The organism is Pseudomonas sp. GW456-12-1-14-TSB6, assembly GCF_059424205.1.
The window spans coordinates 323,117-337,649 of the sequence record NZ_JBWKZE010000002.1 but is presented as its reverse complement, the minus strand read 5'-3'; the positions used below and the strand labels follow the sequence as shown (position 1 = coordinate 337,649).

Sequence of the window (14,533 nt, the reverse complement as noted above, 5' to 3'; positions counted from 1 at the left end):
GATCTACACCTACGCCGAGCAGAAGCTGCAACTGCTGCTGAATCTGGGCAACTACGCGATGCTCGGCGACGACGAGCTGTACATCGCCGCCTACCTCGGCTCGCTGAAGATGGCGTTTTTCAGCACGCTGCTGTGCCTGTTGATCGGTTACCCGATGGCCTACGCCATCGCCAGCGCCCGCAAAGAGCTACAAACGGTGCTGGTGCTGCTGATCATGATGCCGACCTGGACCGCGATCCTGATCCGCGTCTATGCGTGGATGGGCATCCTCAGCAACAACGGCCTGCTCAACGGTTTCCTGATGAGCATGGGCCTGATCGATGAGCCGCTGCAGATCCTCAACACCAACCTCGCGGTGTACATCGGCGTCGTCTACTCGTACCTGCCGTTCATGATCCTGCCGCTGTACGCCAACCTGGTGAAGCACGACACCAGCCTGCTGGAGGCCGCTTCCGACCTCGGTTCGAGCACCTTCAACAGCTTCTGGAAAATCACCGTGCCGCTGTCCAAGAACGGCATCATCGCCGGCTGCATGCTGGTGTTCATCCCGGTGGTGGGCGAGTTCGTGATCCCGGAACTGCTCGGCGGTCCGGAAACCCTGATGATCGGTAAAGTGCTCTGGCAAGAGTTCTTCAACAACCGTGACTGGCCGGTGGCGTCCGCCCTGGCGGTGGTGATGCTGGCGATCCTGATCGTGCCGATCATCCTGTTCAACCGCAGTCAGGCCAAGGAAATGGAGGGTAAAGAATGAAGCGCTTCCGTTTCTCCAGCCTGATGCTGGTGCTCGGCCTGTTGTTCATCTACCTGCCGATGCTGATCCTGGTGATCTACTCGTTCAACGCCTCGAAACTGGTGACGGTGTGGGGCGGCTGGTCGGTGAAGTGGTACGTCGGCCTGCTCGACAACTCGCAGCTGATGGGCTCGGTGGTGCGCTCGCTGGAAATCGCCTGCTACACCGCGATTGCCGCCGTGGCGCTGGGTACGCTGGCAGCCTTCGTGCTGACCCGCATCACCCGCTTCAAGGGCCGCACGCTGTTCGGCGGCCTGGTCACCGCGCCGCTGGTCATGCCTGAGGTGATTACCGGTCTGTCGCTGTTGCTGCTGTTCGTGGCGATGGCGCAGATGATCGGCTGGCCGCAGGAGCGTGGCATCGTCACCATCTGGATCGCCCACACCACGTTCTGTGCGGCGTATGTGGCGGTGGTGGTGTCGGCGCGTCTGCGTGAGCTGGACCTGTCGATCGAAGAAGCGGCGATGGACCTCGGTGCGCGTCCGTGGAAGGTGTTCTTCCTGATCACCATCCCGATGATCGCGCCGTCGCTGGCGGCGGGCGGCATGATGTCGTTCGCCCTGTCGCTGGATGACCTGGTATTGGCGAGCTTCGTCTCCGGCCCGGGTTCGACGACCCTGCCGATGGAAGTGTTCTCGGCGGTGCGTCTGGGCGTGAAGCCTGAGATCAACGCCGTGGCCAGCCTGATTCTGCTGGCGGTGTCGCTGGTGACCTTCCTGGTCTGGTTCTTCAGCCGCCGTGCCGAAGAAGCCCGCAAGAAAGCGATTCAGCAGGCCATCGAAGAAGGTGCTGCGGATTCGTGGAAGCAACCGGACGTGCGCCGGGCGCCGACGCCGGAAGCGGCTTAAGTCTGCGGATACAAAAAACCTCGCGACCGGTCACGGTCGCGAGGTTTTTTTATGCCGGTCAGGAAACCCAGGGCGACTGGCGAATCACTTCGACGAAGTTCATCGGCTTGAACCCCGGCGCCTGATCTTTCAGCACGTCGGTCTTCACATTGCCGAACGTGGTCTGCGGGCGATGACGCAAGCCGTCGGCGAACGCGCAGATGATGCACTCCTTGAAGCCTTCGCCCCGTGGATGCGCATGCACCACGGCTTCGCGCTGCACCGTGGTGAACGCCGCGTAGTCCATGCCCAGCACGTCCATCTCGACGCCTGCGGTCACCAGCGCCACGGTCGGGCGCAGATGCTTCGGCACCCCCGGCGTGGTGTGCAGGGCGATCGACAGCCACACCTGCTCGATGTCGTCGTCGCTCAGCCCATACGGTTTTAGAAACGCTGCGGCTGCGTTGGCACCATCGACCTCGAAGCGCTCGTCGTCGCTGCGGTGGCCTTCGACCAGACCCAGGTCGTGGAACATCGCGCCGACGTACAGCAGCTCCGGATCGTAGGCCAGTTGCTGGCGTTCTCCACTCAAGGCACCGAACAGAAACACCCGGCGCGAGTGGTGGTAAAGCAGGTCGGATTCGATGTCGCGGATGTATTCGGTGGTGGCCCGGGCGAGGGCGCTGTCGGGGATCCGGATACCGGCAATGGTCGTGGTCATGTTGAGCTTCCTCGTCGAAAACGCCGTCACGGCGCTGATGGAGAAAGTCTGTTCCCGGGGGCCAGACCGGACAATCGATCCATGGCTGCGATCCTTGCCATTGCACCTGCAAATCGTGCCAGCTCGCTTCTGCGGCGAGGATTGGCTAGGGTTGGCGCTGATCCGCCATTCCCCGGGAGCTGACATCGTCATGAACAGAACCGTCGCCATCGTGGTATTTCCCGGCGTGCAGGCGCTGGATGTAAGCGGGCCGATGGACGTGTTTGCCGAGGCCAACCGCTTCCTGGCGCCGGAGGATCATTACCGGCTCGACGTGATCGGCGTCGAGCGCGGGCCGATGGCGTGTTCCAACGGGCTGACCCTGAGTGCGCATCGGCATTTCAGCGAAGCGTCGCAGGTCTACGATTTGCTGCTGGTGGCGGGCGGACCGCAGTTGCCGTTTCTGGATTTCGGCGAGGCATTCGATGCCTGGTTGCGTGAGGCCTGTGGTCGGGCGCGGCGTTTTGGCTCGATCTGCAACGGCGCGTTCATGCTCGCCCGTGCCGGGTTGCTGGATGGGCGCACGGTCACCACCCACTGGAACGACGCCGAGGCACTGGCGCAGTTGTGCCCGTCGAGCCGGGTTGAGGCCGATCGGTTGTACGTCGAGGACGGCCAGCTCTACACCTCGGCGGGGGTGACGGCGGGGATCGATCTGTCGCTGTACCTGCTGGCGCGTGATCACGGGGCCGAGGTGGCGCTGAGTGTGGCCAAGCGGCTGGTGGTGTTCACCCAGCGCTCGGGCGGGCAGTCGCAGTTCAGTCCGTTCCTTACGCCCCACGCCGAACCGACGTCGGCGGTGGCGATGGTGCAGCTGTATGTGCTGGCCAATCTCACCGGCGACCTGACCATCGCTGATCTGGCGAATGCCGCGAACATGAGTGCGCGGAATTTCTCTCGGGTGTTTGCCAGGGAGGCGAAAGTCACCCCGGCGGAATTCGTCGAACGGGCGCGGGTGGATGCGGCGCGGGTGATGCTCGAAAGCACCAGGGCGCCGCTGAAGACGGTGGCGTATCAGTGCGGGTTTCGTGATGCGCAACATATGCGCAGCGTGTTCAGCCGGCGGTTGGGGGTGACGGCGCAGCAGTTTCGGCTGAATTTTGCGGCGATGGTTTGAGCCGAGGGCGGCTTTTATGGCTCAGCCCGCTTTGGCAGCAGCTTCAGCGTACTCCGCGTATTCGCCGTCACCTCTTCCTCACTGAAATGCGCCTGCACATACATCCCGTCCACATAAGCCTCTGCCTGATCGTCATAGTGACTGTCGAACGGCACGCCGCTCTGGCCCACCGGGTTGATGGTCAGGCTGTGAGCCGGGTCGGCGAAGTCCACCAGCCGGCGGGTCGACGGGCCGTAGGTCACCGGCCACGGTGCCGGACCGATCTTCGCCGAGAGGTTGTTCGGCACTTCATGGGAGCCCGGTGCGGCGAACGGGCCGACGTTGAAAATGCGATCCAGCGGTTTCTGCTGACCCAGCGGATGACCATGGGTCAGCGTATGCGCCTTGCCCCATTGCCAGCCGGAAGCGTCGTCGCCGAGGGTCGACTTCAGGTGCGCCATGCTCGCCTGCCACGCAGCGCGCACGGTGTCGGCGCGGGTCTCCTTGTTCGGCGTGCTGCGGTTGTCCCACCACGGTGAATCGGCATTCGCCGCGAGCCGGGGCAGCGCCGCATCGATCACTCGGGTCGACAGCAGGGTTTCGAAGAAATCATTGCCCAGCTCATCGCGCATTGCTGCGTCGGCGAGGTTGAACAGGAACTGGTTGAACACCGTCGCACTGACCGAATCCAGCGGGTAGTCGCCTTGCCATTGGGCCAGTTGCTCGACCAGTTTCAGCTGCGCCGGATCACTCACCACTTCACGCAATACCGGCAGCAACGGCGCCAGCAGACGCGGGCCATAACCGGTGGCGGTACCCAGTTGCAGCTTCTGGTTGGCCTCGTTGTCCCACTTCACGTTCTTGTCGGCGAGCTGGCGGTTGAGCTGCTGGCCACGGTCGGCGAGGTTGTAGTAACCGGGAATCTCCATGCCGGTCGGCGACACGGGCTGGAAGTTGGCCGAGACGATATAGCCCCGCGCCGGGTTCTCTTCCTGCGGGTTGGCGCTGAACGGGAAGTAGCCGTCCTTGTCCGCCTGATTGCCGCTGCCGTCGAGAATGAAGCCAGGCTTCACCCCTGCCGGACGTTTGGGCAGCAGTGCCGAGGCCCACCACGCGATATCGCCCTTGGCGTTGGCGTAGACGATGTTCAGCCCCGGTGCCTGCACCTTGGCCGCTGCAGCGCGGGCCTTGGCCAGGGTGTCGGCGCGGTTGAGCTGGTAAAAACCTTCGAGGATCGGGTTCGGTGTTTCGAGGAACGCCCACCACATCGCAATCGGGGTTTTCCCTGCGGCTGTACCGAGGGCGTCGTTGACGATCGGCCCGTGGGGCGACTGGCGCAGGGTGATGGTCACCGGCGTCTGGCCTTTCACCGCGATCTGCTGCTCGGTCTTGACCATGTCGCTCCACTGGCCGCGATACCAGACCTGATCCGGGTTGTCCGGATTGACCTTCTCGGCGATCAGATCCAGGTCATCGTTCTGGAACATGGTCAGGCTCCAGCCGAAATCCAGGTTGTGGCCGAGAAAGGCAAACGGCACCAGCGCCTGATGATGACCGTAGAGTTCGAAGCCCGGCGCCGACAGCTGCGCCTCGTACCACACCGACGGCACCGAAAAACGAATGTGCGGATCGCCCGCCAGCAACGGCTTGGTGCTCTTGCTGTGGCTGCCGGCGATCACCCAGGCGTTGCTGCCTTCGAATTGCGGCAGGCCGTTGTCGATCAGCGCCTGTTCGCTGACGCGGGCGAGGGTGTTCAGGTCTTTCCAGTCTTCGGCGGCGAGGGTCGGTGCGCTGCTGGCGTGGCCCTTGGCGAGCACGCCCTTGGGCTGCCAGTCGAGGTCGAAGACGTTGAGGTAATCGGCGCCCAGTTGATCGCGCACGTAGGTCAACAGCGGTTCGGTGCGAAACGCGGCGGCAAAGCTGTAGGCCATGTAGCCGGCGACGCTGATGCTGTCTTCGGCGGTGAACGGCCGCTTGGGGATGCCCAGCACGTCGAACTCGACGGGGGCGGCGTGCGAGTCCTGATATTGATTGATGCCGTCCAGATAGGCTTGCAGGGCCTTCCACGCCGGTGACTGCTTGTCGAGGCCGGCCACGTAACTGGCGGCGCGTTCGCGGATGCGCAGGCTGCGGAACAGCTTGTCGGTGTCGAGCAGTTTCGGCCCGAGCACTTCGGCCAGCTCGCCTCGGGCGAGACGGCGCATGGCTTCCATCTGAAACAGGCGATCCTGGGCGTGCACATAACCGAGGGCGCGGTAGAGGTCGGTTTCGTTTTCGGCACGGATGTGCGGCACACCGCGCTCGTCGTAACGCACGGTCACCGAGCCTTGCAGGTTGCGCAGCTCCACCTGGCCCTGACGCGTTGGTTGCTTGCTGTAGACATACCAGCCGCCGGCGGCGAGCAGGACAACGATGAGCAAGGCAAGAACGGTGAAGACGCGTTTCATGGTGACTCCTTGTGCATTCGGGGTTGCCGCCCGTGCGGGCTGCAAACAATTAGCACACGCCTCGTGTGCTGCGCATCGCCGTCCTTGAAATGTCCGGAATGCCTTACTTCGTCTCCGCCGGCCACGGGCAGTAGCAACCAACCGCCAACGTATGAGTCGCATTAACCGGGCGATCATCACTCAACGCTTGCAGGATCGGTTCGATAAAACTGTTGCTGGAGTTGCACGTCAGGCCTTCGCTGTACGGGCCGAAGTACGCCAGTCTGCCGCTGCGGTCCCAGATCGCCACGGCGGGGCTGGCGGGAATCTGTTCGGAGCCGGGCAGCACCGCGATGGTTTTGAGATTGCTGAGGGTGGCGGGCAACTGGCCGTGGCTGCCGGTCTTCTGCACAGCAAAGAATTCCACGCCCCTGGGGCCGAACTGTTCGACCATCTCGGTCAGGTGCTGTTGATTGCCGACGTTGCATGGGCAGGCCGGATCCCAGAAGTGCACCAGACGGATATTGCCGGGGCCGGCGAGGTCGTCGGGCAGGCGCAACGGGTCGCCGGAAAATACCGCAGTGTGTTCGCTGAACGCCCGCAGGTAGCGGCCCTGAAACCAGTCGTACGCGGCCCACAGCACGCCGGCACACACGATGGCGAGCAGGCTGGCAAGCAGTGCGGTGCGGTAGGGCGAGCGCATGGATTTGATTCCTCGAAGGCCGGCTAGCTTGCCATGCTTGCCGCGACAGATGAATATCGCAGGCCGATAAAGTCCGTTTACCGTTCTGGAATTGCCCATGTCTGTTGCTTTCGATCCCGATCATCTGCGTGCGAGCCTCAAGCCTTTGGCCGAGTGGCAGCCGTTGTCCGAGGAGGCGAAGGCGTATCAGCGGTTCTACAAGACCGACTTTCCGGAACGTGATGTCTGGCGCGGCATGGGCCGGTTCGACATCAATGGCTATCAACTGGTCAGCCATTGCTGGTGGCCATCGGAAACGGCCAGGGCCACGCTGTTTCTGGTGCACGGTTTTTATGACCACACCGGCCTGTACCGGCATGTGATCGAGTGGGCGCTGGATCAGGGGTTTGCGGTGATTGCCTGCGATCTGCCGGGGCATGGGTTGTCCAGCGGCGAGCGGGCGAGCATCCGCGATTTCTCCGAGTATCAGGATGCGCTGCAAGGCCTGTTCGCCGAGGCGCGCTCGATTGCCCTGCCGCAGCCATGGCACCTGTGCGGGCAAAGCACCGGCGGGGCGATCATTGTCGATCACGTGCTCAATCATGGTGAAAACAGCCCGGCGCAGGGGCAGTTGATTTTGTTGGCGCCGTTGGTGCGCCCGCGTGCCTGGGGTTGGTCGCAGTTCAGTTATTACCTGCTGCGGCCCTTTGTCAGGGGTATCGCCCGGCGTTTCAGCGAGAACTCCAATGACCCGGATTTCCTGCCGTTTCTGCAGGCCGATCCATTGCAGCCAAAACGCTTGCCGACCGCATGGGTCGGGGCGTTGTCACGCTGGATCAACCGCGTTGAATACGCGAAGAAAAGTCCGCGCCGGCCGCTGATTGTTCAAGGCCAGGCGGACATGACCGTGGACTGGCAGCACAACCTGCAGGTGTTGAAGTGGAAGTTCGACCGGCCACAGATTCTGTTGCTGGCCGAGGCGCGGCATCACCTGGCCAACGAGACGGCAGAAATGCGCGAGGAGTATTTCGAGTTTCTGAGCAAGCGGATCAAGGGCCGCAATCCCTAGATCACTGGTTGAGGTTCGAGGTGCTCTGGCCGACGGCGAGCCCGGCGCGGATTGCTGCCAGCGCGGCCTGATAGTAGGCCTTGCCTTCGGTGGATTCGGCAAAGGTCGCGAACTCTTCAAGTTCTTCATCCGACAGGTCGCGATAGACGTACAGCAGGGTGTTGTTCAGGTCGGCACCGATCTGATCCATCAGGCGCTGGCGTTGACCGTTCAACATGCCCTGGGCCTGACCGCCGCCGAGCAGGCCGGGGATCATCGAACTCAGGCTGTCCGCCGCCACGCCGGCAATCGCCAGGCTGACTTCGGCGCCGGCTTCACGGGCGGGAAGGGCCTGGGCGAGGTGGCCGATGATCAGCAGGCGGCTGTCGCTGGCCGGCATCTTCGGCAGGCCCTTGGCGTTTTTTGCCAGTTGATCGCGGCGGGTCGCCAACAGTTCGGCGGCGACGATCTTCTTGCCCAGCGGTGACTGAAAGAACGACAGGGCCGGTTTCGGATCGGCGAGGTTCTTGCGCAGTTGCGCTTCGGCGCGTTGATCCACGGCTTGGGGGGCGAAGCGCTGGTTGCTGTTGTTCACCAGCGCCTGAAACACCGCCGGCGGCAGGCTGTTCTGGTAACGCTGCTGCGCGGCACTCAGGGCGTCGTTGAAATGCGCGCGTTGTTCTGGCCAGCCGGCGACCTTGTACAACTGGTCGTGGCCGTCCGCCCAGGCGGGCAAAACGCAGAACATCAACAGTGAAAAAAGCAAACGGCGCATAAGGACTCCTGTCGGCAGCCGACTATTCTCCGTGCGGTGCCAGTACTTGTCGAGAATTCGTATCCAGCCGCCGCGTGGCTCTGTCGGATTTCTTGCCGCAGGCATACTATGCGCGCCATGCAAATATCCTCTGATCACCCGCTGCTGTTACGTATCGTCGACGACCTGGCCGAGCACGGCTGGTCGCAGCAGAACATTTTCCTGCCTGCGGATTTGACCCGCGCACTGGCGGCCGAGTGCCGCAAACGTGACGCCGAAGGTGAACTGGCGCCGGCGGGGGTCGGACGTGGCCCGTTTTCGGAGATCCGCGAGGGGATTCGTGGCGACCATATCCAATGGATCGATCCTGGTCAGGCCGAAGCCAGCGACCGTTACCTGAACCTGATGGACAGCTTGCGTGAAGCGCTCAACCGGGGCCTGTTCCTCGGGCTTGAAGACTTCGAGTGCCACTTCGCCCTGTACCCGCCGGGTGCTTTCTATCGCAAGCATGTCGACCGTTTCCGCGACGATGACCGGCGCATGGTCTCGGCGGTGATCTACCTCAATGAGGGCTGGTTGCCGGAGGATGGCGGGCAACTGCGTATGTACCTGGAGCATGACCGCGTTCATGACGTACAGCCTACGGGCGGTTGTCTGGTGGTGTTTCTCTCCGGCGAAGTCCCTCATGAAGTGTTGCCGGCCAATCGCGAGCGGCTGTCGCTGACAGGCTGGTTCCGCCGCCGTGGCAACGAGCCGTTCTGAGATGCACAGGATTCTGGTCAGTCGCTGCCTGCTGGGCCATCGCGTGCGTTACGACGGTGGAGCCAGCGGGCCGTTCGATCTGCTGGAGCAGTGGATCAGCGAAGGCCGGGTAGTGCCGTTGTGTCCGGAAGTCGCCGGTGGTTTGCCGACGCCACGGGCGGCAGCGGAGATTCCGGGCGGGCAGGGCAGCGAAGTGCTGGACGGGCTCGCCTCGGTGATCACCACCGACGGCGAAGACGTCAGTGCGCAGTTTCTCGACGGTGCGCGGCAGGCGCTGGCGCTGGTGCAAAAGCACGGGATTCGGGTGGCAGTGCTCAAGGCCAACAGTCCTTCGTGCGGGAATCTGTTGACCTATGACGGCACGTTCAGTGGGGTGAAGGTGAGTGGCGAGGGGGTTACCGCCGCGTTGCTGAAGCGCCATGGGGTGCAGGTCTTCAGCGAACTCGAACTGCCGCAAGCCGCACAGGCCCTCAGCTTGCTCGACTAGTCACGTTCACTTCAGTTTTCCGTAGCCTGCACACTCAACCACTTCTGCCTCAATGCCTCAAGCCGCCCATCCGCCCTGATCCGCTGCAAGGCATTCTCCAGACTCGCGTGAAACGCCGGGTTACCCTTCTGAAACGGAATCGCCAGATCTACCGGCGGCCCAACCTTCGGCTTTTCCTCAGTCAACGTCTGCACCAGCACCATCGGCCGAGGTTGCTCGTCCTTTTTCGCCAGCAACTGCGCATTGACCTGCGTGTAAGGTTCGCTGACGTCGAAACGATCCTTGAGTTCCGGGGTCAGTGCTATGTGGTTGAGCGCGATGTCGTACTTGCCGCTTTCAACACCCTGGAGCAGGTCGGCCTCGTCGGTGACGATGAAGTCGGCCCGCACATCCAGTTCGTTGGCCAGCAATTGCCCAAGCTCGACCTCGAACCCCGTGAGCGTGTCGCCGTCCTTGAAATTGAAGGGCGGTGTATTAGCCTCAAGGGCTATGCGCAACTCGCCACGGTCGTAGACGTCATCAATCAGTTCGGCGTGAGCCAGAGGGCTCAGAAGGGGAAGCAGGCAGATCAGGCCAGGCAGAAAACGCATGGTCACTCCTTTGAAATCGATATCGGCCTGTTTTCCAGGCTCGCTTTGCTATGGTTGTCGAGTGCCTTCGACAACGAATGGTCATGAAGTTGTCATGACCGTGCGGATTTTACGGAAAAACTGGAGAAGAAAATGAAAAGCTTTATGTCACGTGCAGCGTTGGCCGGTGTGCTGATGGGTGTTTCGGTACTGGCCAGTGCGGCCACACCGGCACCGAAGGGCGCCGAAGTGTTCATCGTTTCTCCCGAGGACGGAGCCACGGTTCCGCAGACCTTCACGGTCAAGTTCGGTGTAAAGGACATCGCGCTGGCACCGGCCGGTGACGTCACCAAGAACACCGGTCATCACCACCTGCTGATCGATGCCAAGGAAATCGTTCCGGCCGGCTCCGTCGTGCCGACCGACGCCAACCACATGCACTTCGGCAAGGCGCAGACCCAGGCCGACATCAAGCTCGCGCCGGGCAAGCACACCCTGCAGCTGGAGCTGGGTGACAGCGGCCACATGGCGTTCGATCCGCCGATCGTGTCGAAGAAGATCACCGTCAACGTCGAATAAAAAAGGGAGCCCTTCGGGGCTCCCTTTTTTATCAGTGGCGAGTTGCGAGCTTCAAGCTTCAAGCAAAAGCGCTGTTCACTTGCCGCTTGAAGCTTGCTGCTCGCAGCTGCTCTTAAAACAGCACGCGGCTACGGATGGTGCCGTTGACGTGTTGCAGCTTCTCTTGCGCCAGCTCCGAGTACTCGGCGTCGACGTCGATCACCACGTAGCCGACCTTCTCGTTGGTCTGCAGGAACTGACCGGAGATGTTGATGCCGTTTTCGGCGAAGACCTTGTTGATCTCGCTCATCACACCCGGAATGTTCTCGTGGATGTGCAGCAGGCGGTGCTTGCCAGGGTGAGCCGGCAGGGCCACTTCCGGGAAGTTCACCGACGATACCGAAGTACCGTTGTCGCTGTACTTGACCAGTTTCTCTGCCACTTCCAGACCGATGTTGGCCTGTGCTTCAGCGGTGGAACCGCCGATGTGCGGGGTCAGGATCACGTTGTCCAGGCCACGCAGCGGGCTTTCGAACTCTTCGTCGTTGGAACGCGGCTCGACCGGGAACACGTCGATGGCGGCGCCGATCAGGTGCTTGTCCTTGATCGCGGCGGCCAGGTGATCCAGCTCGACCACGGTGCCGCGTGCAGCGTTGATCAGGATGCCGCCCTTCTTGATGGCGCGGATTTCCTTCTCGCCGATCATCCACTGGGTCGCAGCGGTTTCCGGAACGTGCAGGGTGACGATGTCGGACATGCCCAGCAGCTCGTGCAGGTTGCCGACCTGGGTCGCGTTGCCCAGTGGCAGCTTGGTCACGGTGTCGTAGAAGAACACCTGCATGCCCAGACCTTCAGCCAGGACCGACAGCTGAGTACCGATCGAGCCGTAGCCGACGATGCCCAGTTTCTTGCCACGGATCTCGAAGGAGTTGGCTGCGGACTTGATCCAGCCGCCACGGTGGCAGGACGCGTTTTTCTCAGGGATGCCGCGCAGCAGCAGGATCGCTTCGGCCAGCACCAGCTCGGCCACGGAGCGGGTGTTTGAGTACGGCGCGTTGAACACGGCGATGCCGCGCTCGCGGGCCGCTTCCAGGTCAACCTGGTTGGTGCCGATGCAGAAACAGCCGACCGCGACCAGTTTCTTCGCGTGATCGAAGATCTCTTCGGTCAGCTGGGTGCGCGAACGAATGCCGATGAAGTGAGCGTCAGCGATCTTTTCCTTGAGCTGGGCTTCCGGCAGGGAGCCTGTCAGGTATTCGATGCTGGTGTAGCCCGCCGCCTTGAGGACGTCGACAGCCGATTGGTGGACGCCTTCGAGAAGAAGGAACTTGATCTTGCTCTTATCGAGAGAAGTCTTGCTCATCTGCGTAAACCTGTATCCCGGAGAAAAATGGCAGGAAATGGTCAACAGACATTGACCTGGACGACAAGAAAGCCGTCACCGCAGAGCCGGCCTTGGGCACTGGCCTGCGGGGTCGGTATGCTAGCATAGCCACCCTGCTAAACACTCATTCCTGCGACGTGAAGCGTTCTCAGGATGACCATGAATTGTTCGAGAGTTCCGTCGATGACCAATCCTGCCCTGATTGATGAACTGAAGACCCTGGTCGAGCCTGGCAAAGTCCTGACCGATGCCGACTCCTTGAACGCTTACGGCAAGGACTGGACCAAACACTTCGCCCCGGCGCCCAGCGCCATCGTGTTTCCCAAGACCATCGAGCAGGTGCAGGCCGTCGTCCGCTGGGCCAACGAACACAAAGTGGCGCTGGTGCCGTCGGGCGGGCGCACCGGGCTTTCCGCCGCAGCCGTGGCCGCCAATGGCGAAGTGGTCGTGTCGTTCGACTACATGAACCAGATTCTCGACATCAACCTGACCGACCGCACCGCCGTCTGTCAGCCGGGCGTGGTCACCGAGCAATTGCAGAACGCCGCCGAAGAACATGACTTGTACTACCCGGTGGATTTCGCTTCGGCAGGTTCCAGCCAGATTGGCGGCAACATCGGCACCAATGCCGGCGGAATCAAGGTCATTCGCTACGGCATGACCCGCAATTGGGTGGCGGGCATGAAGGTCGTGACCGGCAAGGGCGACGTGCTGGAACTGAACAAGGATCTGATCAAGAACGCCACCGGTTACGATCTTCGGCAGTTGTTCATCGGCGCTGAAGGCACCCTCGGTTTTGTGGTCGAGGCCACCATGCGCCTGGACCGCGCGCCGAAAAACCTGACCGCGATGGTCCTCGGCACCGCTGATTTCGATTCGATCATGCCGGTGCTGCACGCCTTCCAGGGCCGGCTCGACCTGACCGCGTTCGAATTCTTCTCTGACAAGGCGCTGGCCAAGGTCATGGGCCGTGGCGATGTCCCGGCGCCATTCGAAACCGACTGCCCGTTCTATGCTTTGCTGGAATTCGAGGCGACCACCGAAGAAGTGGCCAACACCGCCCTGGAAACCTTCGAGCATTGCGTGGAGCAGGGCTGGGTGCTGGACGGCGTGATGAGCCAGAGCGAAACCCAGTTGCAGAACCTGTGGAAGCTGCGCGAGTACATCTCCGAAACCATCTCCCACTGGACTCCGTACAAGAACGACATCTCGGTCACCGTCTCCAAAGTCCCGGCGTTCCTGCAGGAAATCGACGCGATCGTCGGCGAACACTACCCGGACTTCGAAATCGTCTGGTTCGGCCACATCGGCGATGGCAACCTGCACCTGAACATCCTCAAGCCGGACAACCTGAGCAAGGACGAGTTTTTCGCCAAGTGTGCCACCGTCAACAAATGGGTATTCGAAACCGTCGAGAAGTACAACGGTTCGATTTCCGCCGAACACGGGGTGGGCATGACCAAGCGCGACTACTTGACCTACAGCCGCTCACCGGTGGAAATCGAATACATGAAAGCGGTCAAGGCGGTGTTCGACCCGAACGGCATCATGAATCCGGGCAAGATTTTCGCGGTTTGATTGGCAATCCCTGATGAATCAATAAAGGCAGGAGTCGGTAATGAGCTATCAGCACCAGTATGTCGACGGTACGCGGATTCATTTTCCGCTGGGGAAAGTGGTGTGCATCGGCCGTAACTACGCCGAACACGCCAAGGAACTGGACAACCCGGTGCCTACCGAGCCGTTGCTGTTCATCAAACCGGGCAGTTGCGTGGTGCCGCTGGAAGGCGGTTTCAGCATTCCGACCGAGCGTGGCTCGGTGCATTACGAGGCGGAAATCGCCGTGTTGATCGGCAAACCGCTGTCGACCAAACCGAGCCGTGAAGAAGTGCTGGACGCGATCTCCGGTTTCGCCCCGGCGCTGGACCTGACCCTGCGTGACAAGCAGGCCGAGCTCAAGTCCAAGGGCCTGCCGTGGGAAATCGCCAAGTCGTTCGACGGCGCGGCGGTGATTGCGCCATTCGTGGTGGGCAGCACCTTTGCCGACCTGACCGACATCGGCATTCGCCTGACCATCAACGGCGAAGTGCGCCAGGACGGCAACAGCAGCGCAATGCTCAACCCGATCGTGCCGATGATCCAGCACATGGCCGGCTGCTTCTCGCTGCAGGCCGGTGACGTGATCCTGACCGGCACGCCGGTGGGCGTCGGCCCGCTGAATGTCGGTGATGAGATCGTGCTGGAGCTGCCGGGCGCCAGTCGCTTCACCAGCAGCGTTCGCTGATCCGTACATCGCGTTACCGAGCGGGAGATTGCAGGTTTGAGCTCAGCCCTCAAGTCTGCAATCTCCCGTTTTCGTTTTGTGATGCGGCCTGCAAAGACGCAGGGCA

The 14,533-nt window shown here is 61.9% G+C and carries 15 protein-coding genes; 9 read left to right on the top strand and 6 right to left on the bottom strand.

All coding sequences use genetic code 11. The features are described 5' to 3' along the window. Both AC07Y2_RS03100 and AC07Y2_RS03095 read left to right on the top strand, forming a co-directional pair. The coding region (locus AC07Y2_RS03100) for an ABC transporter permease subunit (RefSeq protein ID WP_102719534.1) at positions 1-751 on the top strand (751 nt) is incomplete at its 5' end. Further along, the gene (locus AC07Y2_RS03095) at positions 748-1,638 is read left to right on the top strand and encodes an ABC transporter permease subunit (protein WP_007953503.1); all 891 of its coding nucleotides are present in this window, start codon (positions 748-750) and stop codon (positions 1,636-1,638) included. The genes AC07Y2_RS03100 and AC07Y2_RS03095, both read left to right, overlap by 4 nt. A gap of 58 nt (positions 1,639-1,696) precedes the next feature. On the opposite strand, the gene AC07Y2_RS03090 is transcribed toward AC07Y2_RS03095, so the two are convergent. Next, on the bottom strand, positions 1,697-2,338 hold the full coding sequence (locus tag AC07Y2_RS03090) for an HD domain-containing protein (RefSeq protein ID WP_039765393.1): 642 nt from the start codon (positions 2,336-2,338) through the stop codon (positions 1,697-1,699). A 190-nt stretch (positions 2,339-2,528) separates the two neighbouring features. On the opposite strand from AC07Y2_RS03090, the gene AC07Y2_RS03085 reads away from it, so the two are divergent. After that, positions 2,529-3,494: a GlxA family transcriptional regulator gene (locus AC07Y2_RS03085; protein WP_074690220.1), complete on the top strand. Its 966-nt coding sequence runs from the start codon at positions 2,529-2,531 to the stop codon at positions 3,492-3,494. Positions 3,495-3,508: 14 nt separating this feature from the next. Here AC07Y2_RS03085 and AC07Y2_RS03080 read toward each other — a convergent pair whose 3' ends face one another. Both AC07Y2_RS03080 and AC07Y2_RS03075 read right to left on the bottom strand, forming a co-directional pair. Then, positions 3,509-5,920: a penicillin acylase family protein gene (locus tag AC07Y2_RS03080; protein ID WP_103385314.1), complete on the bottom strand. Its 2,412-nt coding sequence runs from the start codon at positions 5,918-5,920 to the stop codon at positions 3,509-3,511. A 103-nt stretch (positions 5,921-6,023) separates the two neighbouring features. Beyond that, a complete protein-coding gene (locus tag AC07Y2_RS03075) occupies positions 6,024-6,602 on the bottom strand; it encodes a DUF6436 domain-containing protein (RefSeq protein WP_103385315.1) in 579 nt (192 codons plus the stop codon). Between the two features lie 97 nt (positions 6,603-6,699). Between AC07Y2_RS03075 and bipL the strand changes: the two genes are divergently transcribed. Then, the gene (bipL, locus tag AC07Y2_RS03070) at positions 6,700-7,650 is read left to right on the top strand and encodes a phospholipase BipL (protein ID WP_103385316.1); all 951 of its coding nucleotides are present in this window, start codon (positions 6,700-6,702) and stop codon (positions 7,648-7,650) included. A gap of 1 nt (position 7,651) precedes the next feature. Here the strand turns inward: bipL and AC07Y2_RS03065 are convergent, their stop codons facing one another. Continuing rightward, the gene (locus tag AC07Y2_RS03065; RefSeq protein WP_007953496.1) at positions 7,652-8,404 is read right to left on the bottom strand and encodes a DUF2059 domain-containing protein; all 753 of its coding nucleotides are present in this window, start codon (positions 8,402-8,404) and stop codon (positions 7,652-7,654) included. 108 nt (positions 8,405-8,512) lie between these two features. Between AC07Y2_RS03065 and AC07Y2_RS03060 the strand changes: the two genes are divergently transcribed. Together AC07Y2_RS03060 and AC07Y2_RS03055 are read left to right on the top strand one after the other, a co-directional pair. Continuing rightward, positions 8,513-9,145 carry a 2OG-Fe(II) oxygenase gene (locus AC07Y2_RS03060; protein WP_103385317.1) on the top strand — a complete coding sequence of 211 codons (633 nt, stop codon included), beginning with the start codon at positions 8,513-8,515 and terminating at the stop codon, positions 9,143-9,145. Position 9,146: 1 nt separating this feature from the next. Further along, the gene (locus AC07Y2_RS03055) at positions 9,147-9,632 is read left to right on the top strand and encodes a 2-thiouracil desulfurase family protein (RefSeq protein WP_103385318.1); all 486 of its coding nucleotides are present in this window, start codon (positions 9,147-9,149) and stop codon (positions 9,630-9,632) included. Positions 9,633-9,643: 11 nt separating this feature from the next. Here AC07Y2_RS03055 and AC07Y2_RS03050 read toward each other — a convergent pair whose 3' ends face one another. Continuing rightward, positions 9,644-10,222 carry a transporter substrate-binding domain-containing protein gene (locus AC07Y2_RS03050; protein WP_074690095.1) on the bottom strand — a complete coding sequence of 193 codons (579 nt, stop codon included), beginning with the start codon at positions 10,220-10,222 and terminating at the stop codon, positions 9,644-9,646. 132 nt (positions 10,223-10,354) lie between these two features. Here AC07Y2_RS03050 and AC07Y2_RS03045 point away from each other — a divergent pair, with 132 nt between their 5' ends. Next, complete coding sequence (locus AC07Y2_RS03045) at positions 10,355-10,780, top strand: DUF4399 domain-containing protein (RefSeq protein ID WP_007953489.1); 426 nt, start codon at positions 10,355-10,357, stop codon at positions 10,778-10,780. Positions 10,781-10,892: 112 nt separating this feature from the next. Here AC07Y2_RS03045 and serA read toward each other — a convergent pair whose 3' ends face one another. Continuing rightward, positions 10,893-12,122: a phosphoglycerate dehydrogenase gene (gene serA, locus AC07Y2_RS03040; protein WP_007953487.1), complete on the bottom strand. Its 1,230-nt coding sequence runs from the start codon at positions 12,120-12,122 to the stop codon at positions 10,893-10,895. Positions 12,123-12,326: 204 nt separating this feature from the next. Here serA and AC07Y2_RS03035 point away from each other — a divergent pair, with 204 nt between their 5' ends. Both AC07Y2_RS03035 and AC07Y2_RS03030 read left to right on the top strand, forming a co-directional pair. Beyond that, entirely contained in the window at positions 12,327-13,721 is a 1,395-nt protein-coding gene (locus AC07Y2_RS03035; protein WP_039765411.1) for an FAD-binding oxidoreductase, read from the top strand. A 40-nt stretch (positions 13,722-13,761) separates the two neighbouring features. Beyond that, a complete protein-coding gene (locus AC07Y2_RS03030) occupies positions 13,762-14,427 on the top strand; it encodes a fumarylacetoacetate hydrolase family protein (RefSeq protein ID WP_007953483.1) in 666 nt (221 codons plus the stop codon). Positions 14,428-14,533 lie beyond the last annotated feature (106 nt).

Bases quoted from the DNA above. Each gene is read 5' to 3' on its own strand.
- AC07Y2_RS03095 (WP_007953503.1), top strand. From the start codon at position 748: ATGAAGCGCTTCCGTTTCTCCAGCCTGATGCTGGTGCTCGGCCTGTTG.
- AC07Y2_RS03090 (WP_039765393.1), bottom strand. From the start codon at position 2,338: ATGACCACGACCATTGCCGGTATCCGGATCCCCGACAGCGCCCTCGCC.
- AC07Y2_RS03085 (WP_074690220.1), top strand. From the start codon at position 2,529: ATGAACAGAACCGTCGCCATCGTGGTATTTCCCGGCGTGCAGGCGCTG.
- AC07Y2_RS03080 (WP_103385314.1), bottom strand. From the start codon at position 5,920: ATGAAACGCGTCTTCACCGTTCTTGCCTTGCTCATCGTTGTCCTGCTC.
- AC07Y2_RS03075 (WP_103385315.1), bottom strand. From the start codon at position 6,602: ATGCGCTCGCCCTACCGCACCGCACTGCTTGCCAGCCTGCTCGCCATC.
- bipL (WP_103385316.1), top strand. From the start codon at position 6,700: ATGTCTGTTGCTTTCGATCCCGATCATCTGCGTGCGAGCCTCAAGCCT.
- AC07Y2_RS03065 (WP_007953496.1), bottom strand. From the start codon at position 8,404: ATGCGCCGTTTGCTTTTTTCACTGTTGATGTTCTGCGTTTTGCCCGCC.
- AC07Y2_RS03060 (WP_103385317.1), top strand. From the start codon at position 8,513: ATGCGCGCCATGCAAATATCCTCTGATCACCCGCTGCTGTTACGTATC.
- AC07Y2_RS03055 (WP_103385318.1), top strand. From the start codon at position 9,147: ATGCACAGGATTCTGGTCAGTCGCTGCCTGCTGGGCCATCGCGTGCGT.
- AC07Y2_RS03050 (WP_074690095.1), bottom strand. From the start codon at position 10,222: ATGCGTTTTCTGCCTGGCCTGATCTGCCTGCTTCCCCTTCTGAGCCCT.
- AC07Y2_RS03045 (WP_007953489.1), top strand. From the start codon at position 10,355: ATGAAAAGCTTTATGTCACGTGCAGCGTTGGCCGGTGTGCTGATGGGT.
- serA (WP_007953487.1), bottom strand. From the start codon at position 12,122: ATGAGCAAGACTTCTCTCGATAAGAGCAAGATCAAGTTCCTTCTTCTC.
- AC07Y2_RS03035 (WP_039765411.1), top strand. From the start codon at position 12,327: ATGACCAATCCTGCCCTGATTGATGAACTGAAGACCCTGGTCGAGCCT.
- AC07Y2_RS03030 (WP_007953483.1), top strand. From the start codon at position 13,762: ATGAGCTATCAGCACCAGTATGTCGACGGTACGCGGATTCATTTTCCG.